At 69.2% G+C, this 20,752-nt stretch carries 19 protein-coding genes; 6 read left to right on the top strand and 13 right to left on the bottom strand.

All coding sequences use genetic code 11. The features are described 5' to 3' along the window. Positions 1-13: 13 nt before the first annotated feature. The gene (locus tag OHS59_RS16060) at positions 14-2,989 is read right to left on the bottom strand and encodes a UPF0182 family membrane protein (RefSeq protein ID WP_328499227.1); all 2,976 of its coding nucleotides are present in this window, start codon (positions 2,987-2,989) and stop codon (positions 14-16) included. A 137-nt stretch (positions 2,990-3,126) separates the two neighbouring features. On the opposite strand from OHS59_RS16060, the gene OHS59_RS16065 reads away from it, so the two are divergent. Then, a complete protein-coding gene (locus OHS59_RS16065) occupies positions 3,127-3,684 on the top strand; it encodes a PPA1309 family protein (RefSeq protein ID WP_328494078.1) in 558 nt (185 codons plus the stop codon). Positions 3,685-3,735: 51 nt separating this feature from the next. Here OHS59_RS16065 and OHS59_RS16070 read toward each other — a convergent pair whose 3' ends face one another. The 4 genes from OHS59_RS16070 to OHS59_RS16085 all read right to left on the bottom strand — a co-directional run bounded on the left by OHS59_RS16070 (position 3,736) and on the right by OHS59_RS16085 (position 6,917). Continuing rightward, on the bottom strand, positions 3,736-4,824 hold the full coding sequence (locus OHS59_RS16070) for a YlbL family protein (RefSeq protein WP_328494079.1): 1,089 nt from the start codon (positions 4,822-4,824) through the stop codon (positions 3,736-3,738). A gap of 69 nt (positions 4,825-4,893) precedes the next feature. Beyond that, a complete protein-coding gene (locus OHS59_RS16075) occupies positions 4,894-5,058 on the bottom strand; it encodes a hypothetical protein (protein ID WP_328494080.1) in 165 nt (54 codons plus the stop codon). A gap of 104 nt (positions 5,059-5,162) precedes the next feature. Further along, a complete protein-coding gene (locus tag OHS59_RS16080; protein WP_328494081.1) occupies positions 5,163-5,624 on the bottom strand; it encodes a molybdenum cofactor biosynthesis protein MoaE in 462 nt (153 codons plus the stop codon). Positions 5,625-5,753: 129 nt separating this feature from the next. Next, positions 5,754-6,917, bottom strand: coding sequence for an SDR family oxidoreductase (locus OHS59_RS16085; protein ID WP_328494082.1), 1,164 nt, complete (start codon positions 6,915-6,917; stop codon positions 5,754-5,756). A gap of 190 nt (positions 6,918-7,107) precedes the next feature. Here OHS59_RS16085 and OHS59_RS16090 point away from each other — a divergent pair, with 190 nt between their 5' ends. Continuing rightward, positions 7,108-8,559: a zinc-dependent metalloprotease gene (locus tag OHS59_RS16090; protein ID WP_328494083.1), complete on the top strand. Its 1,452-nt coding sequence runs from the start codon at positions 7,108-7,110 to the stop codon at positions 8,557-8,559. Next, positions 8,556-9,077: an NUDIX hydrolase gene (locus tag OHS59_RS16095; protein WP_328494084.1), complete on the top strand. Its 522-nt coding sequence runs from the start codon at positions 8,556-8,558 to the stop codon at positions 9,075-9,077. Before OHS59_RS16090 ends, OHS59_RS16095 begins: the two co-directional genes overlap by 4 nt. A gap of 136 nt (positions 9,078-9,213) precedes the next feature. Here the strand turns inward: OHS59_RS16095 and OHS59_RS16100 are convergent, their stop codons facing one another. The 4 genes from OHS59_RS16100 to OHS59_RS16115 form a co-directional block, all read right to left on the bottom strand. Beyond that, positions 9,214-9,969: an AIM24 family protein gene (locus OHS59_RS16100; RefSeq protein ID WP_328494085.1), complete on the bottom strand. Its 756-nt coding sequence runs from the start codon at positions 9,967-9,969 to the stop codon at positions 9,214-9,216. Between the two features lie 16 nt (positions 9,970-9,985). Continuing rightward, positions 9,986-10,666 (bottom strand): AIM24 family protein, encoded by a 681-nt coding sequence (locus tag OHS59_RS16105; RefSeq protein ID WP_328494086.1) that lies wholly within the window; start codon positions 10,664-10,666, stop codon positions 9,986-9,988. Between the two features lie 13 nt (positions 10,667-10,679). Further along, positions 10,680-12,383 (bottom strand): TerD family protein, encoded by a 1,704-nt coding sequence (locus OHS59_RS16110; RefSeq protein ID WP_328494087.1) that lies wholly within the window; start codon positions 12,381-12,383, stop codon positions 10,680-10,682. 151 nt (positions 12,384-12,534) lie between these two features. Beyond that, the gene (locus OHS59_RS16115; RefSeq protein ID WP_328494088.1) at positions 12,535-13,131 is read right to left on the bottom strand and encodes a M48 metallopeptidase family protein; all 597 of its coding nucleotides are present in this window, start codon (positions 13,129-13,131) and stop codon (positions 12,535-12,537) included. A 223-nt stretch (positions 13,132-13,354) separates the two neighbouring features. Between OHS59_RS16115 and OHS59_RS16120 the strand changes: the two genes are divergently transcribed. Together OHS59_RS16120 and OHS59_RS16125 are read left to right on the top strand one after the other, a co-directional pair. Further along, positions 13,355-14,548 carry a TOMM precursor leader peptide-binding protein gene (locus tag OHS59_RS16120; protein WP_328494089.1) on the top strand — a complete coding sequence of 398 codons (1,194 nt, stop codon included), beginning with the start codon at positions 13,355-13,357 and terminating at the stop codon, positions 14,546-14,548. Continuing rightward, complete coding sequence (locus tag OHS59_RS16125) at positions 14,541-16,040, top strand: ABC1 kinase family protein (protein WP_328494090.1); 1,500 nt, start codon at positions 14,541-14,543, stop codon at positions 16,038-16,040. Before OHS59_RS16120 ends, OHS59_RS16125 begins: the two co-directional genes overlap by 8 nt. Positions 16,041-16,198: 158 nt before the next feature. Here the strand turns inward: OHS59_RS16125 and OHS59_RS16130 are convergent, their stop codons facing one another. The 4 genes from OHS59_RS16130 to OHS59_RS16145 form a co-directional block, all read right to left on the bottom strand. Beyond that, on the bottom strand, positions 16,199-16,522 hold the full coding sequence (locus tag OHS59_RS16130; RefSeq protein ID WP_328494091.1) for a hypothetical protein: 324 nt from the start codon (positions 16,520-16,522) through the stop codon (positions 16,199-16,201). Then, positions 16,519-16,887: a WhiB family transcriptional regulator gene (locus tag OHS59_RS16135; protein ID WP_107020143.1), complete on the bottom strand. Its 369-nt coding sequence runs from the start codon at positions 16,885-16,887 to the stop codon at positions 16,519-16,521. Before OHS59_RS16135 ends, OHS59_RS16130 begins: the two co-directional genes overlap by 4 nt. Before the next feature lie 175 nt (positions 16,888-17,062). Beyond that, positions 17,063-17,377 (bottom strand): hypothetical protein, encoded by a 315-nt coding sequence (locus OHS59_RS16140; RefSeq protein ID WP_328494092.1) that lies wholly within the window; start codon positions 17,375-17,377, stop codon positions 17,063-17,065. A gap of 162 nt (positions 17,378-17,539) precedes the next feature. Next, on the bottom strand, positions 17,540-19,771 hold the full coding sequence (locus tag OHS59_RS16145; protein ID WP_443061446.1) for an ATP-dependent DNA helicase UvrD2: 2,232 nt from the start codon (positions 19,769-19,771) through the stop codon (positions 17,540-17,542). 232 nt (positions 19,772-20,003) lie between these two features. Between OHS59_RS16145 and OHS59_RS16150 the strand changes: the two genes are divergently transcribed. Continuing rightward, positions 20,004-20,264, top strand: coding sequence for a mycoredoxin (locus tag OHS59_RS16150; protein WP_328494093.1), 261 nt, complete (start codon positions 20,004-20,006; stop codon positions 20,262-20,264). The last annotated feature ends 488 nt before the right edge of the window (positions 20,265-20,752 follow it).

The following is a 20,752-nucleotide window of genomic DNA, read 5'->3' on the forward strand; positions in this document are numbered from 1 at the left end:
GGTGGCTCCTGACTCAGCTGCTGTCCGGGCTCTTACTGCTGCTGGGACTGCTGCTGGGCTTGCCGCTCGCCTCGGTGTTCTTGTCGTTCTTGTCACCGGAGCCACTGGCTTTGTCGCCGCTGCCTGCGCTCTTGTCGGCCGAGGCCTGTGCGTCCTCGGCCCTCTTGAGCGCGTCCTCCAGGTCCTTCTGCGCCGTTCCGTACGCCTCCCAGTCGCCCTTCTTGAGGGCTTCCTGGCCTTGGTCGAAGGCCTTCTGGGCGTCGTCGAGCGCTTCCTGGACCGTGGGGTCGCTGGACGCGGGTGGCGGCTTCGTCTCGTCCTCGTCCGGTGGTTCGGCGGTCGAACCGTCCGCTCCGAAGACCTTGTTGAGCGCCTCGTCCAGCGTGTCCTCGAAGGCCGTCGCGCCTCCGTAGGTCACCAGCACCTTCCGCAGCAGGGGGTACTTGAGTCCACCGCCCTTGACGTAGACGGGCTCCACGTAGAGCAGTCCTCCGTCGAGGGGCACCGTCAGCAGGTTGCCGTACTCGACTTCCGAGTCACCACCTCTGAGGAGCCTGATGGACTCGGCGATGGATGGTTCGGAGTTGAACTGGCTCTGCACCCGTTTGGGTCCGTCGACCGTTCTGCCGGTGGGCAGTTTGAGAATGTTGATCTTGCCGTAGTCGCTCGTACCGGCTTCGGCGTTGACCGACATGAAGGCGCTCAGGTTGTCACGCCCGTTCGGAGTGAGCGTCGTCGTCAGGGAGAACGCCTGGGACTGCTCACCTGGCATCTTCATGCTGAGGTAGTACGGCGGTACCGCGTTGCCCGACTTGTTGGTCGGGTCGTCCGGCACCTGCCACACCTCGCTGCCGCTGAGGAACGTCTCGGCGTCCTTCACGTGGTAGCGGGTCAGCAGCTCGCGCTGGACCTTGAACAGGTCCTGCGGGTACCGCAGATGGTCCATGAGGGCCTGCGGGATGTCGCCCTTCGGCTTCACCGTCCCGGGGAAGGCCTTCTTCCAGGTCTTCAGGACCGGGTCCTTGGTGTCCCACTCGTAGAGCGTGACCTTGCCGGTGTACGCGTCGACGGTCGCCTTCACCGAGTTGCGGATGTAGTTGACCTGGTTCTGCTGGGCCACCACCGCCCGCTGGTTGTTGGCGGCGGTCAACGAGTCGGCCGTCGTGTCGCCGAGCGTGGTGCGCGAGGCGTACGGGTAGCCGTTCGTCGTCGTGTAGGCGTCGACGATCCACTCGATCTTGTCGCCGACGACCGCGGGATAGGCGTCGCCGTCGATGGTCAGCCAGGGGGCCACCGCCTCGACGCGCTCCTTGGGCGTGCGGTTGTAGAGGATCCGCGAACCCTCGCCGATCGCGCCGGAGTAGAGAATCTGCGGCTCGCTGAACGCCACCGCGTACGCCGCCCGGTTGACCGGGTTCGAGAGGTTGACGCCGCTCTTGCCCTTGTAACTGGTCGTCTTCTCGCCGGTGTCGTCGGAGTAGTCGATCTCCTTCTGGGGACCGCCGACGATCGAGTACTGGCTGGTCTTCTCGCCGTAGTAGATCCGCTGCTGGTACTCGCCGAGGTCGCCCTTGGACGGCAGGTCGTACTCGGTGAACTCGGGGCGGCCCTCGGCGTCGGCGTTGGTGCCCTTGGCCGCGACCACTCCGAAGCCGTGCGTGTAGCGGAAGTGGTTGTTGATCCAGTTGCTCTTCGGGATGCCCTGCAGGTTCAGCTCGCGCAGACCGATGACGGTGTCCTGGTCCTTGCCGTCCTTGCTGTAGCGGTCCACGTCCAGGTTCGACGGGAACGCGTAGTAATTCCTGACCTGCTGGAGCTGCTGGAACGTGGGCGAGACGACGTTCGGGTCCAGGAGCCGGATGCTCGCGGCGCCGTCGGCGTCGTCGCGCAGCTTCGTCTTGTCCTTGGTCGTGCTCGTGCCCGCGTACTCGGTGACCTCGGTGCCCGTGATGCCGTACGCGTCGCGGGTCGCCTTGAGGTTCTTCTCGACGTACGGCGCTTCCTTGGCCTGCTCGTTCGGCTGGACCTGGAACTTCTGGACGATCGCCGGGTACAGACCCCCGATGAGGATCGCCGAGAGCACCATCAGGCCGAAGCCGATGACGGGCAGCTGCCAGGTGCGCCGCCACAGCGTGGCGAAGAACAGCAGGGCGCAGATGACGGCGATGCAGAAGAGGATCGTCTTGGCCGGCAGATAGGCGTTGGCGTCGACGTACCTGAGGCCCGTCCAGTTGCCGGTCGCCTTGAAGTCACTGGACTTCACCGCGAGGCCGTACCGGTCCAGCCAGTACGCCACCGCCTTCAGCGCGACGAAGATGCCCAGCAGCACCGACAGGTGCCCGGTGGCCGCGGCCGTGGCGCGCGCTCCGGGGCTGGTGACGCGCAGTCCGCCGTACAGGTAGTGCGTCAGCGCCGCGGCGATCAGCGAAAGGATCGCAGCCGCGAAGCCGAAGCCCAGCATGAAGCGGTACCAGGGCAGGTCGAAGGCGTAGAAGGACACGTCCAGGTGGAACTGGGGGTCCTTCTGGTGGAAGGGCACCCCGTTCACCCACATGAGCCACGTACGCCACTGGCCGGCCGCGGAGGCACCCGCGATCAGCCCGACCAGCGAGGTGATCCCGAGAAGGATCCACGTCTTGTACGGGGCTACACCCATCCGGTAGCGGTCGAGGCTCTGTTGCTCCATCGACATGGCGCTGAGCGGTGGCCGCAGCCGGTGGGCCAGCCAGATGTTCACGCCGACGGCCACGGCCATCAGCAGCCCGAAGACGAAGAACAGACCGATCTTGGTCCACAGGGTGGTGGTGAAGACGGAGGAATACTTCACCGACCGGTACCAGAGCCAGTCCGTCCAGAACCCGGCGAACATGACGAAGGCCATGGCCAGGACGGCCAGCACGCCCAGTGTCATGAGCAGGGTCCGGACGCGCCGGGACGGTCGGCCCACTCTCATCCGCGGCCCTGTCGGGCCTCCGCCGCGGTCCGGCATCTGGAAAGCCAAGGTGCGCACCTCGAAGTTCGCTGTTGGTATCTGGGGGCCCCGCAAACGCCGGGCCACATCTATGCAACTTACTGATGCTTTACCTGGTTCCCGCTTCCGGGGCCGAACGAGGCAGGATTGTGACCATGTCCAACACCGCCTCCTCAGGCACCCCCATGGCGGCCGGTCCGCTGACCCGCGCCGCACTCGAAATCGACGAGTACGTCTCAGGCCTCGGCTGGGACCAGCCCGCCCGGCTTTTCGCACTGGTCGACACCGTCCGGCTGCGCTCCCAGGAACCCGGACTCGCCGAGCGGCTGGGTCTGACCGAAGACGTGCCCGAGGGCACCCTCACCCCTATCGAGCAGGAGGAGATTCCCGCGGGCAGTCCGCTGGACGAGTTCCTCGGCACCATCGCCTGGCCCGACTCCGTGGTCGGCTGCGCGCTGACCGTGGAGCGGCTGATGCTGCCGCCGTCCGCGGAGGCGTCCGTTCCGGACGGCCTCGACGAGAAGCGGCTGGCGAAGTGGGTCGCCGAGCACCCGGAGCGTCAGGAGGTCCGGATGACCGTCGCCGTGCTGCGTGGCGGAAAGCGCGATTCGGCGCTGCGGCTGCGTGAGAAGGACTCGGCGAACGACGTGCTCACCGGATCCGACCTCGTACCGGGCCTGGCCGACGCGCTCACGGCGACGTTCGCGGAGTAGCCCGGACGTGTGAGCGACCTGTCGGTGCGTCGGGGCCTGTGCAGACAGACTCTAGGCGCACTTCGGCAGGTCGGCCGTGTCGCCGCCGCGGATGTCCTTGAGGGCGCTCACCGCGTCGTCGATGGTGTCGACCTTGACGAGCGTGAGCCCGTCGGGGACATCGCGGGCGGCGGCCGCGCAGTTGTCCTTGGGCGTCAGGAAGTACTGGGCGCCCTTGGCCCGGGCGCCGACCGTCTTCATCTCGATACCGCCGATCGGGCCGACCTTGCCCTCGTCGTCGATGGTGCCCGTGCCGGCGACGAACTTGCCGCCGGTGAGGTTCCCCGGGGTCAGTTTGTCGACGATGCCGAGGGCGAACATCAGACCGGCACTGGGGCCGCCGACGTCGGCGAGCTTGATGTCGATGGTGAACGGGAAGGTGTGGTCGGTTCCCGCCTCGATGCCGACGATCGCGCGCTCCTCGCCGCTGTCGTGGGACTTGGCGGTGGTGATCGTGACGTCCTCGGTCCTGGTCGCCGTCTTGTGCTCCTTCTCGGCGGCGGCCTGTTCCTTGGCGGGCACGACCGTGAAGACGACCTTCTCACCGGGCTTGTGCTTGGTGACCAGCTTCGCGACGTCGTCGAACGCCTTCACCTTCGTACCGTCGACGGCCTTGATCACGTCACCGGCGTGCAGCCTGCCCTCGGCGGGGGTGTCCTTGACGACGGTGGAGACGATCACCCAGGACTGCACCGGGATGTCGATCTCCTTGAGCGCCGCGACCTTGGCGCTCTCCTGGGACTGGCTGAACTCCTCGGCGTTCTCCTGCGTCGACTGCTCCTCGGTCTTGCCGTCGGGGTAGAGCGTGTCGTGCGGGACCACCTTGTTGTCGTGTGCCAGCCAGCCGTACACGGCTTCGACGAGGTTCATGTTGTAGTCGGCGCTGGTGACCCGGACGGTGGTCATGTTCAGGTGCCCGCTCGCCGGGTACGTCTTGCGGCCGGTGATCTGGAGCACCGGCTCGCCGTCGTGCTCGCCCAGTGTGTTCACCGTCGGACCCGGTGACATCTCCGAGTACGGCACATTGATGAAGACTCCCGCGCACAGGAGCGCGATCAGCATCAGGGTGGAGGCGAGCATCGTCGCGGTGCGGCGTGGCATGGAACGACAGTACGGGACCCCACTGTCAACGCACCGTCGGGGCCGCCCGAACGGGGGCCCGAGAGCCGGTCAGGCGTCCGAGTGCGATTTCTCCATGGCTTCGCGGAAGCGTGTGTAGCCCGCGAGTTCGTGGCCGTCGCCGATGGTCTTGCGGTTACGCCCCGCCCAACTGCCCCAGGCTCCGGCAGCGATCCCGGCGAAAAGCGGAATCAGCAACCAGGCGAGCGCTGCCATACCGACCTCCCAACCCCAAGAACCACCGCAACTGACTGATCAGCAGATTAACCATCCGCGTGTACAACGCTCACGGCAGGGGTCGGGTTACGCAACCGGAGCGATCAGCAGGCTCCGACCCATTCCTCCGTACCGTCGGAGAACGTCTGGTGCTTCCAGATCGGGACTTCGTGCTTCAGGTCGTCGATCAGCTTCCGGCAGGCCTCGAAGGCCTCCCCCCGGTGCGGGCAGGAGACGGCGACGACCACCGCGAGATCGCCCACCCGCAGGTCACCGATTCGGTGCACGGCCGCGAGCGCCCGTACCGGGTACTCCGCGACGACCTTCTCCGCGATGCGCCGCATCTCGGCCTCGGCGCTGGGGTGGCAGGAGTAGCCGAGGGCGTCGACGTCCGCTCCCCCGTCATGGTTGCGCACGGTCCCCACGAAGAGGGCGGTCCCTCCGGAGGCGTCGTCGCCGACGGCCCGGAAGACCTCGTCCAGGGAGAGGTCGGTCTCCCGGATCGCCAGAAGTTTGATGGGCTCCTGCGCCGCCTGCTCACCGGGATGGTCGTTCATGGGTGCCATGCCCCCATCGTGCCCCACCCCGTCAGCCCGGTGAAACAGCTCTTTCACCCATACCCGCGCGTGCGGCGTCGGAGCCTCCTACAGGACCGGCCTCGGCCCCGGCCCCGGGTGACGCGCATCCGGCACGGCTCAGATCCGCCGCCGGGCCTTCCGCGCCCGCCGCACCAGCGCGGCCGTGCCCAGCAGGGCGACCGTCGCCCCCGCGGCTCCCGCCGCCGTGGCGTCCTTGCGGCCGAGGCGCCGCCCGGCGAGGGTGTGCCGCCCGGCGACCTCCCCCAGAAGCTCGGCGAGGACCTCCTCGTTGGTCCACCTGGGCCGCCACCCGGCATCGTGCAGCCGGCTCCCGCTGACCACCCAGGGATACATCGTGTACGCGAGGTCCCCGGCCGGCGAAGGGGTGAGCCCGATCCGGTGGAGCCGGGCCGCGGCGCCCAGGGCGACGGCCGACGGCAGCTCCATGCGCCGGATCCCGCTGAGCTCCTCGACCTCCTCCTGCTCCAGCCACCCGTCGCACCCGACGGCCAGCTCTCCGTCGACCTTCTCCAGGGCGGCGTACTCCAGAGCGGTGCACAGGTCCTCGACGTGGCAGAACTGCCAGGCGGGCCGGGAGCCGGTGACGACCAGGAGACGAGGCGACTCGAAGTACCTGGTCAGCGCGGTGTCGGTACCTCCGACGAGCACGGCGGGGCGCACGACGGTGACGTTGAGCCCCGGATGCGCGCGGGGCGCACGACGGGCGAGCCGCTCGACCTCAAGCAGGTCCCCGACGCCCGTGGCCTCGGCGGTGGCCCGCAGTTCGGCGTCTTCGGAGAGGGGCAGTTCGTTGTCGGGCAGCGCTCCGTAGACCATGGCCGACGTACAGAGCACGACCCGGTGGACACCGGCTGCCGCGGCGGCCGTGAGCACGGTCTGGGTACCCCGCACGTTGTACGCCGTACGCGCCGCTGGATCCGTCTCCAGATCGAGGTCGAGGGCCAGGTGCACCACGACGTCCGCCCCGCGCAGCTTCTCGGCGATGGCCGGGTCCCGGACGTCGAGGATGTGCCACTGCGCGCCCGCGCACTCGCCGCGCCGCTCGTCGATGGCGATGACCTGCTTGACCTCGTCGCCGGCGACGAGCCGCTCGGTGAGCATCGCGCCGATCCCGGCCGCGGCACCGGTGATCGCCACGACGGGGCCGCGGCCGGCGGACGTCCCGCCGGCCCGCGGCGCCGATGGTTCGGGCCGATGTTCGGGGGACGGGTGGGTTGAGAGGTTTCGCGCTGCGCGAACCTGTGGATCTGGGGAACTCACCAGGCGTCTCCAGCGGTTGTCTTCAGTAAGAACGCGAGTGACGCGTACGTACCAGGTGGCATCCATCCTGCCGCAGCCGCCGAGTCGGCGACGCACCGAGGCCCGAACCGGTTGTGGTGTCTACGCTGGGTGGTGATGCAGGGCAGCCGCCGTCGGAGCGAACCGGCGGCCTTAACAGCCGAGGAATCCCGTGAGTGACACCCCATTCGGATTCGGCCTTCCGCCGGAGGAGCCGGAGAACGGCGACGAGGGCAAGAAGAAGGACCAGCAGAGCGGTGGTGGTCAGGGACCTGCCAACCCGTTCGGTTTCGGGCCCGGCGGACCTGGAGGCGACAACCCGCTCGCAGCCATGTTCGGTTCGCTGAACCCCAACGATCTGGGCGCCGCGTTCCAGCAACTGGGTCAGATGCTCTCGTACGAGGGCGGCCCGGTGAACTGGGACATGGCCAAGCAGATCGCCCGCCAGACGGTCTCCCAGGGCACCTCCGACGGCACGAAGGACGCGAGCGTCGGCCCGGCCGAGCGCGCCGCGGTCCTGGACGCGGTGCGGCTGGCCGACCTGTGGCTGGACGACGCGACGTCACTGCCGTCCGGCGCCGCCTCCGCCGTGGCCTGGAGCCGCGCGGAGTGGGTCGAGGCGACCCTGCCGGTGTGGAAGGAGCTCGTCGACCCGGTCGCCGAGCGCGTCGGCGCGGCCATGGGCGATGTCCTGCCCGAGGAGATGCAGGCCATGGCGGGCCCGCTGCTCGGCATGATGCGTTCCATGGGCGGCGCCATGTTCGGTACGCAGATCGGGCAGGCCGTCGGCGTGCTCGCGGGCGAGGTCGTCGGCTCGTCCGACGTCGGCCTGCCGCTCGGTCCGGCCGGCAAGGCCGCGCTGCTCCCGCTGAACATCGAGGCCTTCGGCAAGGACCTGGGGATCGCCCAGGACGAGGTGCGCCTCTACATCGCCCTGCGCGAGGCCGCCCACCAGCGGCTCTTCGCCCACGTGCCGTGGCTGCGCTCGCACCTGTTCGGCGCGGTCGAGGGGTACGCGCGCGGGATCAAGGTCGACACGGCGAAGCTGGAGGACGTGGTCGGCCAGTTCGACCCGCAGAACCCCGAGGAGCTGCAGCAGGCCCTTCAGCAGGGCATGTTTCAGCCGGAGGACACGCCGGAGCAGAAGGCCGCGCTGGCCCGTCTCGAGACGGCGCTCGCGCTCGTCGAGGGCTGGGTGGACGCGGTGGTGCACGCGGCCGCTAAGCCCCGTCTGTCGTCCGCCGACGCGCTGCGCGAGACGCTGCGCCGCCGCCGTGCCACGGGCGGTCCGGCCGAGCAGACCTTCGCCACGCTGATCGGCCTGGAGCTGCGTCCGCGCCGGCTGCGGGACGCCTCGCGCCTGTGGGCCTCGCTCACGGACGCGCGCGGGGTCGACGGCCGGGACCACCTGTGGGAGCACCCGGACATGCTGCCGACCGCCTCCGACCTGGACGACCCGGACGGCTTCGTGCACCGCGAGCAGCTGGACTTCTCCGAACTGGACAAGATGCTCGGCGAGGCGGCGAGCGGTTCACCCGAGAAGCCCAACCTGACGAAGGACGAGACCGGGCCCGCGGACGAGATCAAGGGCGATACCAAGGACAAGGGCGACAACGACAAGTGAGCCTGTACGACGACGCCGTCCTGGTCCTGAAGGACATCGAGGGCCAGGAGGAACTGCGCCAGGCCTACCTCGACCACCTGGCGGCTCACCCGGACGGCATGTGGAAGGCCTGTACGGCCGGGCACATCACAGCCAGCGCCCTGGTGATCGACCCCGAGCAGGGCAGGGTGCTGCTGACACTCCACAGGAAGCTCCGGATGTGGCTCCAGATGGGTGGTCACTGCGAGCCCGGTGACGCCACTCTGGAGGCCGCGGCCCTGCGCGAGGCCACGGAGGAGTCGGGCATCGCGGGTCTGACGCTGCTCCCGGGCGGACCCGTGCGGCTCGACCGGCATCCCATCCCGGCGCCGTGCCACTGGCACTTCGACGTCCAGTACGCGGTCGTGGCCGAGCCGGGCGCCGTCCAGGAGATCAGCGAGGAGTCCCTCGACCTGCGCTGGTTCGCCTACGACGAGGTGGCACAGGTGGCCGACGACTCGGTGGTCCGCCTCCTGACCGCAACACGGGCAAGACTCTGAAGAGGCATGTGTAAGGGGCGACCGCAACAGCGACCGCCCCTTACGCACGTGCCCTGTCAGGGGCGCGGGGAACTGCGCGACCAGCCCCCACCGGACCGGCACCCGTCCACCGGCCCCTGCCCCGGACCCGGAGGGCCTAGCTCCAGACATTCCCCTGGTTCTGCCCCCGGGCCCCCTGCTGCCCCACCCCGTACTGGGCCCCGAGCCCGGACCCGATCACGGCGTTCTGCGGCGGCAGCATCTCGCTGGGCTGGACGAGCGCGTACCCCTGGCCCATGAAGCTGAGCTCCCAGCCCTCCCCCGTGTTGCCGCGGCGGCGGAACACTCCGGAGGAATGCGTCTGGGCCTGCATCTGTACGCGCAGACTCGTGGACCAGGCGACGATCGCGTCGGCGTCGCAGTTGACGTACTTGTCCGGCGTGACCTGCAGCATCAGCGGCATGCCCGACGTCATCAGGGCGACCTTGCCGCGCCCGGTGATGTTGAGCTGGTACTTGCCGGAGCCGGAGATGCCGTACTGGCTGTCCACGGCGATCACGTCGTGGTGCAGCGAGGAGTCCATCGCCAGGACATAACTGCTGTCCACGGTGAGACCGTCCTGGTCCACGTCCACCACATGGATGTGCTGGGCGAGGTTGGCCAGGAAGACGGTGCCCTGCCCGTGGCAGCGCATCAGGTCGAGTCCCTCCCCGGTGTGCGCGCGCGAACGCTGCTGCCCGGAGTTCTGGTACTCGGCGTCGAACTCCACGAGGCCCTGGTAGGCGACCATGGTGCCCTTGCGGGCGAGCACGTCGTCGTGGCCCTCCAGAAGGACCCGCAGCATCTGCTTGTTCTGCAGGCTGTAGCGGTCCTGGGACTGCTGGTCGTTGTAGGCGAAAAGCGAGCTCTGCATGGTGTGTGTCCTCCCCTCAGCCCCGCACCCGAAGGCGGTCGGTGCTGTCCTCGCTGGGCTGGACGACGACGATGCCCTGGCCCGAGAAGGCCATCTGGAAGGCCTCGCCGCTGCCCCGCCCTATCAGCGACTGTGCCTTGAAGCTGCGCTTGCCCTTCACCTTGAGGTTCGGGGACCAGGCGACGAGCGCGTCCGGGTCGACGTACGTCTCGTCCTCGCCACCGCCGCAGTCGACGACGATCGGCTTGCCCCGGGAGGTCAGCGCGACCCAGCCCTGCCCGGAGATCTTGGTGTTCCACAGGCCCTGGCCGGCGAACTTCGCCAGCCCCTTGACCCGCTCGACACCCCACGTCAGATGGGCGTCGAAGGCGAGCAGGTTGGTGGCGTTGACGGAGATCGCGTCACCGTTGAGGTTGATGACGACGACGTTCGCCCCGTAGTCGGAGAGGTAGAGCAGGCCGTCTCCGGAGCACTTCATCAGGGGTGCGCCCTCGCCGGTCATCCAGTCCTTGGCGATCTGGCGCACGGCCGGCGGATTGGGCTCGTACTGGACGAAGCCCTCGTAGGCGACCATCGACCCCACGCGCGCGAGGAGGTCGCTTCCGGTCTGCATGGCGACCTTCAGCATGTGATTGCCGTGGTTCTCCATGCGCGCGGCAACGGGTGCCGGGGCGAAGCCCGCGAGTTGCTGGTTCATAGGACGGGCTCCCTCAGACCTCGTACGGCTGGACGACGATGAAATTGCCGGGCGCGCCGCGGAACTGGAGGTTCACGCTCTCCCCGGTGTCGCCCGGGTAGGCGTTGCGGCGCATCCTCACCTGGCTGGAAACAATCACCTGGGAGGCGGCGGACCAGGCGACGACGGCGTTGCAGTCGGCGAACGTCGTCGGCGTCACGGGCAGGACGACGGGCACACCGCGCGTCTTCACGACGATCGTGCCGGTGCCCTGGAACTGCATCGTGAACAGGGCGCCGCCGGGGATGCCGTGCCCTTCGACGCGGCGCACCTCGTACTGAAGCGTCTCGTCGAAGGCCAGGACGTTCTCCGCGGAGACGCACACGGCGTCACCCTGCAGCTCGATGGGGTGCAGCATGGCGCCGTTCTCCGCGAGGAAGACCTGGCCACGGCCCGAACAGCGCATGAGCTGCATCTCCTGGCCGGTCGCGTTGCCCACGATCCGGCCGGAGAAGCCAGCGCCCTTGTAGCTGAAGTCGACCTTGCCCTGGTAGAGCACCATGCTGCCCTGGCGGGCCAGTACGGCCTGGTCGCCGCCCATGCCGAGGTCGACACGGACCATCTTCTTGTTCTGCTGGGTCCAGCGCTGCCCGGTGGGCGTCTCCTTGTACGCCTGCAGCGCCGCGGTGACACCGGCACCGCCCTGGGGAGCGCCCTGCGGCACTCCGTACGCGGCGGGCGCACCCGGCGCGCCGGGCTGACCCGGAACCTGGCCGAACGGCGGCTGCTGACCGTAGCCCGGAGGCGGAGTCGGCTGGCCGTAACCCTGCGGCGGAGCAGGCGCCTGAGGTGCCTGAGGGTGCCCGTATCCGGGCGGCAGGGGTGCGGTCTGGCCGGGGGCCTGCCCGTACGGGGGCTGCTGGCCCGGCTGCCCGTACGGCGCCGGAGCGGGCGCCGGAGGCGGTACGGGAGCACCACCGGGCGGGGTCAGGGGCGCGATGATGGTCGGCGCGGCGTGCACCGGGGGCGCGGGCGCCGGCGGTGGCGTCTGCCCCTGAGGCGGCGCGAAACCCTGGGCGGGCTGCGGCGCGGGAGGGGCGGGCGCGGCGTGGCCAGCGGGGGCCCCGAACGCGGGCGGCGCGGAGGCCTGGGCCGGCGGCGCGAACGACGGGGCACCGGCCTGCGGCGCGGGCGCTGCGGCCGGCTCCTCCTCGGCGACCTCGCCGCCGAAGTTCTTCAGCAGCGCGTCGAGGCCGCCGTCGAAGCCCTGACCGACCGCGGCGAACCGCCACACGTCCTTCAGGTAGAAGTCACCCAGCATCACGGCACGCTCGGTGGAGAACTCGGCGCCGGTGAACGAGTACCGGGCCACCTCCTCGCCGCCCGCCACGATCCGGATGTACCCGGGCGCGATCTGGGACATCTGTCCCGCGCCGTCGACGGTCGCCGTGAACGACAGCTTCTGGATCCGCGGAGGGATCCTGTCGAGGGTGACGCGGAAGGACTCCGTGTCGCCCGCCTGCGCGCCGAGGAGCTGAATGGACTCCTCAGGAGACTTCGGCTGGTTGAAGAAGATGAAGTACTGGTCGTCCGAAAGCCGTTCGTCGGCGTCCAGACCGAAGCAGCTGATGTCGAAGGTCAGCCCCGGACCGGTGATCTGCACACCTACGTACAGATCGGTGCCCGCGGTGAGGTCACTGATCCTGGCCTTGTGGCCGCGTTGGAATTCCCTGGCCATGCGTAACGACCGTCCCCCATCCCGAATACAAGTGCGTCGCGTCAGGCTAACGGCAAAATCCAGCCGTGGCGGAAGCCGGTACAGACCCGGTACACAAACCCCGCTCCCGCCCGTCCGGGCAGGGGTTCGGCGTCAGGCCGTCGGACGTGCGTCACTCACCGCGCGCGGCGGGCAGGTGGGGCAGCCGGTCGGCGGCGACCACACCTTCGAGGTAGCCGCGGGCCCGCTCGGTGCGCGGGTAGGCCTCCAGGAGCCGCCAGAAATCGGGCCCGTGGCCCGGTACGAGCAGATGCGCGAGCTCATGGACGAGGACGTAGTCGACGACGTACTCGGGCATGCCCTGCAAGCGGTGCGAGAGACGGATACTGCCCTCGGCCGGGGTGCACGAACCCCAGCGCGTGTTCTGATTGGTGACCCAGCGCACCGACGTGGGCCGGGCCCGGCCGTCGAAGTACAGCTCGGAGAGCCGGGCGGCCCGCTCGGACAGCTCCGTGTCGCCGAGCACCCGCTTGTTCTCCTGGGCGGCCAGCTTGTCGAGCATGACGGTGACCCAGCGCTGTTCCTCCGCCTCGGACATCCGGGCGGGAATGAGCACGACGGTGCGATCGCCCTCACGGTACGCGGAGACCGTTCTGCGCCGTCGCGCGCTCCTGCGGACCTCGATCGCGCTCGCCCCCGAGCCGCTTGGCGGCTGGCTCGTCGTGCTGCGCTGTGGGTTTCCGGCACGGTGCAGTGGGTCGGCGGGCACGCCCCGACGTTACCGGTTGCGCAAGGGGGAAGTCCCGTCTCCGGTACGCATCGATGCCGAACCGCACCCCACGCGCTTGATTTGTGTGACGAACATCCACCGCCTGTGGACAACTTTCGGCACGCGCCGGGCAATGCGGGCATCCTGGCACTCGGCCGACGGAGCGGGACGAACTCCGCCGGCGCACACCGGGACGACAACGGGGACGTACGGGGGGCGCTTCATGCATCCGATGGTGAAACCCGCGCTGCGGCGCGGCTGGCGGGATCTGAACACCGTGCAGTTCGGTATGGCGCCCGCGCACGCGATGGTGCTCGGCCCGATGGACACGGCGACAGGCAGCCTCCTGACCTTGTTCGACGGAACACGCGGGCTGCCTCTTCTGCGCGACGAGGGGCGCCGTATGGGGCTGCCCGACGGTCATGTCGACGGCCTGGTGGAGCGGCTGTCCCGGGCCGGACTGCTGGACGACGCGACGGGCGGCGGCCCGGCCGCCGACGCGCTGCGCGGAAAACCGGCCGTCCTGGACCGGCTCCGGCCCGACGCCGCCTCCCTGTCCCTCGTCGCCCCCGAACCGGGCGAGGCCATGCGCCGGCTGGCGGCCCGTGGCGCACTGCGTGTCCAGGTACGGGGCGCGGGCAGAGTCGGGGTCGTCCTGGCCGCGGCGCTGGCGGGCGCGGGGGTGGGCCGGGTCCAGGTGCAGGACGGCGGTTGCGTCGAACCCTGGGACGTGGCGCCGGGCGGACTGCCCGTGGAGTCCATCGGCGAGCGCCGGGACGAGGCCGCACGGCGCGCGGTGCGCGGAGCCGCACCCGGTCGTCCGCCCCGCCGAGGCGGCGTCCGGTCCGCTCCCGAAGAGGACGACCCGGGCCTCTCCCTGGTGATCATCGCACCCCGGGACGGCCTCGCCGTCCACGCACCCGACCCGGCGGTCTTCGAGCCGCTGATCGACTCCGGCACACCTCATCTCTTCGCCGGGGTCGTGGAAGGCACGGGCGTCGTCGGCCCCCTGGTCCTGCCCGGGGAAACGGCCTGTGCGGGCTGTCTGGATCTGGGACGTACCGACCGGGATCCCGCCTGGCCGCGCCTTCTCGCCCAGTGGCGCTCCGGACAGACCCGTCAGGTACCGGCGTGCGATCTGACGCTGGCCGCCACGGTCGCGGGGCTGGCCGCGGGGCACGCCCTCGCCTTCATGGACGGGGAACAACCGTCGAGTGCGGGGGCCCGCTGGGAGGTTTCGGTGCCCGGTTTCGACTGGCACGCCCGCCCGGTGTGGCAGCATCCCGCATGCCCCTGCGGGCCCGGGGAGAGAGGTAAGGGGGAGCAGACCTCGGAAGGCGAAAGGCCGCACGACACAATGGTCGGGCAACAGCCGCACGCGGCACGGCTGTCCGGTACTTGGAGGGCGCATGTCTGATCTTCCCCGGAAGGCGGTCACCCGAACCGCCAAGCTCGCCGCACTACCGCTCGGCTTCGCCGGGCGCGCCACCTGGGGACTCGGCAAACGAATCGGCGGCAAGTCCGCGGAGCTCGTGGGCCGCGAGCTGCAGCAGCGCACGGCTGAGCAGTTGTTCAAGGTGCTCGGCGAGCTCAAGGGCGGCGCCATGAAGTTCGGGCAGGCCATGTCCGTCTTCGAGTCGGCTCTTCCCGAGGAGGTCGCGGGCCCGTATCGTGCGGCGCTCACGAAACTCCAGGAAGCGGCTCCACCGATGCCGACGCGCACGGTGCACGCCGTGCTGGCCGAGCGGCTCGGCGAGGACTGGCAGGATCTGTTCCTGGAATTCCAGGACAAACCCGCCGCGGCGGCCTCGATCGGGCAGGTGCACCGAGCGGTCTGGCACGACGGCCGGCCGGTCGCGGTCAAGGTCCAGTACCCCGGAGCCGGCGAGGCCCTGCTGTCCGACTTGAACCAGTTGAGCCGTTTCGCCCGGCTGCTGGGACCGCTGATCCCGGGCATGGACATCAAGCCGCTCATCGCGGAACTGCGCGACCGGGTGTCCGAGGAGCTCGACTACGGCCTGGAGGCACAGGCGCAGCAGGCCCACGCGGAGGAGTTCGCGGACGACCCGGACGTCCTGGTGCCGGCCGTGGTCCATCAGCGCGAACAGGTACTGGTCACGGAGTGGATCGACGGAATACCGCTCTCCGAGGTGATAACCGACGGTACGCCGGAGGAGCGCGACCGAGCGGGTCAGCTCCTGGCTCGCTTCCTCTTCTCCGGCCCCTCCCGCACCGGCCTGCTGCACGCGGACCCGCACCCGGGGAACTTCCGTCTCGTGCCGGACGATCCCAGGGACCTCGCGGCCTCCGAAGGATCCGACGACGCCGAAGACTCCGAGAGCGCTGAGAGCGGCGATGCCGCCGAGGGCTCCGAGAGGTCCGCCGACAGGAGTGGCTGGCGGCTGGGCGTCCTCGACTTCGGCACGGTGGACCGTCTCCCGGACGGTCTGCCGTCGACGATCGGGGACTCTCTCCGCATGACCCTCGACGGCGAGGCGGAAGCCGTCTACGAACTGCTCTGCGAGGAAGGCTTCGTCAAGGAGTCCATCGAACTGGACCCGGACGCCGTTCTCGACTACCTGCTCCCCATCATCGAGCCGGCCCAGCTCGACGAGTTCACGTTCAGCCGGGGCTGGATGCGGAGCCAGGCGGCCCGGGTCGCCGACCCCCGCTCCCCCGCGCACCAGTTGGGCAAACAGCTCAACCTACCGCCGGCGTACCTGCTGATTCACCGGGTGACCCTGAGCACGATCGGCGTGCTGTGCCAGCTGGGCGCGACGGTACGGCTGCGGCAGGAACTGGAGGAGTGGCTTCCCGGTTTCCTCCCGGACACGGAGCCGGAACTGGACGTGGACGTGGACGAGGACGAGTCGGAACTGAACGAGGAGGACTCGGCAGCCGGGGCGTGAGGTTCTCCCGCACGTCCGCAAGTGGGGAGTGACCTCTCGTCGCCCTCGGCGGGCGGTGCGACGGGGGGGGGGGGGGACAACGCACCGCGGGGGCCGGTCCGTTCGGACCGGCCCCCGCGATCAGAGGTTGTTCATGTCGGCTCTCGGCCGGTGGGGTCCTACTGCATGACCGCCATGGCCAGAGCGCGGCGGGCACGCAGCGACGCGCGCTCGGCGCGGCGCTGCATACGGCGCGCGGCCACCAGGCGCATGGCCCGGCGTTCCCGCTCCGCCTCCTGGAGTCGCTCGTGCATATGCGCACGCGCGAGAGCTTCTGGGATGAGTTGCATCTCTCGGGTCCTGTTCTGACGCGAGTCGTTCGCGCCGGTGGCAGTGAAGTCTGGAATCGCGGAGCCGGTGGGCTCGCCGGTGAACGGCTTCATCGGGGCCTGTTTCTTGGGGTCGTGCGTCAGGGGGCGATCGATCGTTCCTGTGATGTTCATGCCGCAACCGGGTTCTTGCGCGGACGGCCACGGGGCCGCTTCCGGGCGACAACGACACCCTGGACGAAGAGCTCGCCGCCCCAGACACCCCAGGGCTCACGCCGCTCCTTGGCGCCGGCGAGGCAGGCCTCGATCAGCGGGCAGGTGCGGCAGAGGGACTTGGCGTACTCGACATCGGCCGGCGACTCGGCGAAGAAGACCTCCGGGTCGTACGAACGGCAGGGGACGGGTACGCCCAGGTTCTCGATGGCGTCGTCGAGCGCGGTCAGCGCAGTGAGCGGGGTCAAGGTGGAGTCCTCCGTGGAGCCAGGCGGGGTGATCGTTTCGGAAGGCGGTACGGACGGGGCGTGCGCTTCGAGTTGCACGGCTGGTCTTCCTCGTCTGGTCGTGCCGGCCGGGTTGGCCGGTTGGCGGCTGGTACCGGGGTGTTTTGTTGTCCCGAGGCCCCTTCGCTCCGCCGTCCCCGGTCGGGGACAAACAGAAGGGCCGCGGATCCCGGGTGGGGTTCCGCGGCCCTGAAGGCGCCGGCCTGATCGTCGATCAGGCTGGATCACTCCAGGGGTCAGGCCCACGGAAGGCCCACATCGTGTGATGCGTCTGCTTGTTGGCTCCGGCACCGGCGGCCTCAAAGGCATAGGCCTTCGCCTGTGCCTCTACTGCTTCCAGTGCCTTCATCGGTCGCTCATTGCGCTCGCGAACAGGGACTGCCGCGAGAGACACGGGGGACGCCGGCCGAATGGCAGCGATGCCGGACAGACCGGTGCCCAGGTTCGAGAAGCCGAGCAGGCAGGTGGAGACGACCGAGCGATCGGTCATTTTGGCGGTGCTGGCGGAGCTGGTGGTGATGCTGATCACTGGAATCGCCTCCTCTCGGCGTCTCTGGGACCGGGCGAGCCGGTCCGTCGGTTGTTAAGTACAGCACGAAACCTGGGCCTTCGAGAAGGCCGCCGTTTCCGTGCTCTAGAACTTATGGGGATTGCTGGGGCATGCGCAAACTATTTTCTCGACGATTTTGAATCATTCCTCGTCCTCACCGGTATCAGGCTCCTGACCTGCACAGATGGCGAGTACGTCGGTTCCGTAGCGGTTGAGCTTGCGGGCGCGGACGCCCGGGATGCGGGCCAGCTCAACCGGAGTGGACGGCACCGCTTCCGCGATGGCCATCAGCGTCTTGTCCGTGAAGACGCAGAAGTCCGGCTGGCCGCTGCCCCGGGCCTGGACCGCCCGCCAGTCGCGCAGCCGTTCGTAGAGACCTTCGTCCATGTCGGAGGGACAGTCCTCGCAGCGCATCAGCTTCATCTCGCCGGCGTCGTTGAGGGTGCGGCCGCAGACCCGGCAGCGGGCGGGGGTGCGGTTGGCCCGCCGGGGCACGCCGGGGGCGCTGCCCGGGGCTCCGCGCTCGATGCCGCCCGGCCCGCCGGGGCCGGTGGTGCCCCTGCGGCCCGCGGCGGTGACGGAGCCGGGTCGCAGGCCGTCGAGGAAGCGGCTGGGCCGCCGGTTGGGGCGGCCGCCGGGTGAGCGGGACTGCGACCAGGAGACCGAGAGGTGCTGTCTGGCACGGGTGACACCGACGTAGAGGAGGCGGCGCTCCTCCTCGATCTGTTCGTCGGTCTTGGCGTAGGAGATCGGCATCATGCCTTCGGCGACGCCGACCAGGAAGACGACGTCCCACTCCAGGCCCTTGGCGGAGTGGAGGGAGGCGAGGGTGACGCCCTGGACGGTCGGGGCGTGCTGGGCGCCGGCGCGCTCTTCGAGTTCGGCCACGAGGTCGCCGAGGGTGGCGTCGGCCTTGGCGGCGGCGAAGTCCTGGGCGAGGTTCGCGAGGGCGGCGAGGGATTCCCAGCGCTCTCTGACGGCTCCGGAGCCCGCCGGTGGCTGGTGGGTCCAGCCGTCGCCGGACAGGACGGCTCGTACCTGCGAGGGCAGGTCGGGGGCGTCGTCGAGGAGGGAGTCGTTGCCTCCGAAGCGGGCCGCGCCGCGCAGCGCGTGAATGGCCCGCTTGACCTCGGGGCGGTCGAAGAAGCGCTCGGCTCCGCGCAGCTGGTAGGGCACCGCGACGTCGGCGAGGGCCTGCTCGTAGATCTCGGACTGCGAGTTCGTACGGAAGAGGATCGCGATCTCGCTCGCGGGGGTGCCGGAGGCGATGAGGTCGCGGATGCGGCGGGCGGCGCCTTCGGCCTCGGCGGGCTCGTCGGCGTACTCCGCGTAGCCGGGCTCGGGACCCGCGGCTCGCTGGGAGATCAGCTCCAGACGGTGGTCGGCCGCGCGGCCGCGGGCCTGGGAGAGCAGGCCGTTGGCGAGGTGGACCACCTGAGGGGTGGAGCGGTAGTCGCGGACGAGCTTGACGACGGTGGCGCCGGGGTGGCGGGTGCGGAAGTCGAGGAGGTGGTCGGGGGTCGCGCCGGTGAAGGAGTAGATGGTCTGGCTGGCGTCGCCGACGACACAGAGGCTGTCGCGCTCGCCGAGCCACAGTTCCAGGAGGCGTTGCTGCAGGGGGCTGACGTCCTGGTACTCGTCGACGACGAAGTGCTGGTACTGGGCGCGGACCGCTTCGGCGATGTGGTGCTGGTCCTGAAGGATTCCGACGGTCAGCAGCAGGACGTCCTCGAAGTCGATGACGCCGCGGCCGCGCTTGACGTCCTCGTACGCGGAGTAGAGCTGTGCGATCTCGGCGCGGTCGCGGGGGGCTTCACGTCCGGCTTTCACGGCCGCCGCGGCGTAGTCGGCGGGGATGGTCTGGGTGACCTTGGACCATTCGATCTCGGCGGTGACGTCACGCAGTTCGCCGCGGTCGAGGCGGATGCGGCAGGCGGCCGCGGCGTCGGCGACGAGCTGGATCTTGCGGTCGACGATGCGGGGCAGGCTGCCACCGACTGCTTTCGGCCAGAAGTACTGGAGCTGGCGCAGGGCGGCGGAGTGGAAGGTACGCGCCTGGACCCCGGAGGCGCCGAGCTGGCGGAGGCGGCCGCGCATCTCGCCCGCCGCCCGGTTGGTGAAGGTGACGGCGAGCACGCTGGAGGGCTGGAGGATCCCGGCCCGTACTCCATAGGCGATGCGGTGGGTGATGGCACGGGTCTTGCCCGTACCGGCTCCCGCGAGCACGCACACCGGGCCGTGCAGAGCGGTGGCGACCTCGCGCTGCTCGGGGTCGAGCCCTTCGAGCACCGCGTCGGCCCCACTCGGCGCTGCCGGGTACTGAGAGCCGTGGGAGCCCTGCGGGAAAAGGGTGGAATGCGATGCTGCTGTCACCCCGCCATGCTGCCAGGTCGGCGGAGGCGGATGCGCAGGTTGTCCACAGGGAGCCGCTTGCAGTCGTACTAATACGGCAGGCGCGGCCGGTCCCGTGCGGCAGGCGTCGCTCTTGCCTGCGTCGTCTTCCACCGCTCGTCCTGCCGGGCCGCGTACGGGAATGGCAGCCCGGTCACGTACGTTCCCCTGACTGCGAACACGCACCTCCCTGCAGCGAAGGAGCACGAGAGACATGCCGGGCACTGTGACGATGTACAGCACCACGTGGTGCGGCTACTGCCGCCGGCTCAAGGGCCAGATGGACCGTGAGGGCATCACGTACGACGAGATCAACATCGAGCACGACCCGGCGTCCGCGGCGTTCGTGGAGAAGGCGAACGGCGGAAACCAGACAGTTCCCACGGTTGTCGTTGTTCCCTCCAACGGTAGCGCAGAAAGCGTGATGACGAACCCCTCCCTCGCTCAGGTGAAGCAGGCACTAGCCGGTATCTGATCACTGCTTCGTAGCACGAAAAAGCCCCGCTAGAACCGCAATAGGTTCTGCGGGGCTTTCGCATGCCATAAACCAGAGTTGCGGAAAGCGGCGAAGCCTTTAGTTGATAAAATGGGACTATCAACCAAGAAAGGAGAAAGGAATGCCTACACCCCGCAAGTCATCACCCCTCATGATGAGTTTTGCCTTAACCCCGGAAGACAAGAGCAACGTTGTTGCCTCAGCCGACGTAAGGCAGATCTCACGTAGTGCTCTCATCCGTCACGCGTTACGGAACCTCTTCGTAAGCGACGGACTGACCGTCACCTCGAAAGAACCCGAAACCGAGTAACCACCAACACAAGATAGGAGTAACCATGGAAATCTTGTTTGCCGTCTGCGGAGCGTTAATGCTCCTCGCCCTGACCCTCAAAATCGCAGGGTTCCTTTTTAGCCGACAGTTCAACCAAGAGGTTCAGAGCCTTACCGAGTCCATCCGTAACTACGAG

Source organism: Streptomyces sp. NBC_00414 (genome assembly GCF_036038375.1).
Taxonomy (GTDB): domain Bacteria; phylum Actinomycetota; class Actinomycetes; order Streptomycetales; family Streptomycetaceae; genus Streptomyces.

Bases quoted from the DNA above. Each gene is read 5' to 3' on its own strand.
- OHS59_RS16060 (WP_328499227.1), bottom strand. From the start codon at position 2,989: ATGCCGGACCGCGGCGGAGGCCCGACAGGGCCGCGGATGAGAGTGGGC.
- OHS59_RS16130 (WP_328494091.1), bottom strand. From the start codon at position 16,522: ATGAACATCACAGGAACGATCGATCGCCCCCTGACGCACGACCCCAAG.
- OHS59_RS16120 (WP_328494089.1), top strand. From the start codon at position 13,355: ATGCATCCGATGGTGAAACCCGCGCTGCGGCGCGGCTGGCGGGATCTG.
- OHS59_RS16100 (WP_328494085.1), bottom strand. From the start codon at position 9,969: ATGCAGAGCTCGCTTTTCGCCTACAACGACCAGCAGTCCCAGGACCGC.
- OHS59_RS16125 (WP_328494090.1), top strand. From the start codon at position 14,541: ATGTCTGATCTTCCCCGGAAGGCGGTCACCCGAACCGCCAAGCTCGCC.
- OHS59_RS16105 (WP_328494086.1), bottom strand. From the start codon at position 10,666: ATGAACCAGCAACTCGCGGGCTTCGCCCCGGCACCCGTTGCCGCGCGC.
- OHS59_RS16065 (WP_328494078.1), top strand. From the start codon at position 3,127: ATGTCCAACACCGCCTCCTCAGGCACCCCCATGGCGGCCGGTCCGCTG.
- OHS59_RS16075 (WP_328494080.1), bottom strand. From the start codon at position 5,058: ATGGCAGCGCTCGCCTGGTTGCTGATTCCGCTTTTCGCCGGGATCGCT.
- OHS59_RS16080 (WP_328494081.1), bottom strand. From the start codon at position 5,624: ATGGCACCCATGAACGACCATCCCGGTGAGCAGGCGGCGCAGGAGCCC.
- OHS59_RS16110 (WP_328494087.1), bottom strand. From the start codon at position 12,383: ATGGCCAGGGAATTCCAACGCGGCCACAAGGCCAGGATCAGTGACCTC.
- OHS59_RS16150 (WP_328494093.1), top strand. From the start codon at position 20,004: ATGCCGGGCACTGTGACGATGTACAGCACCACGTGGTGCGGCTACTGC.
- OHS59_RS16070 (WP_328494079.1), bottom strand. From the start codon at position 4,824: ATGCCACGCCGCACCGCGACGATGCTCGCCTCCACCCTGATGCTGATC.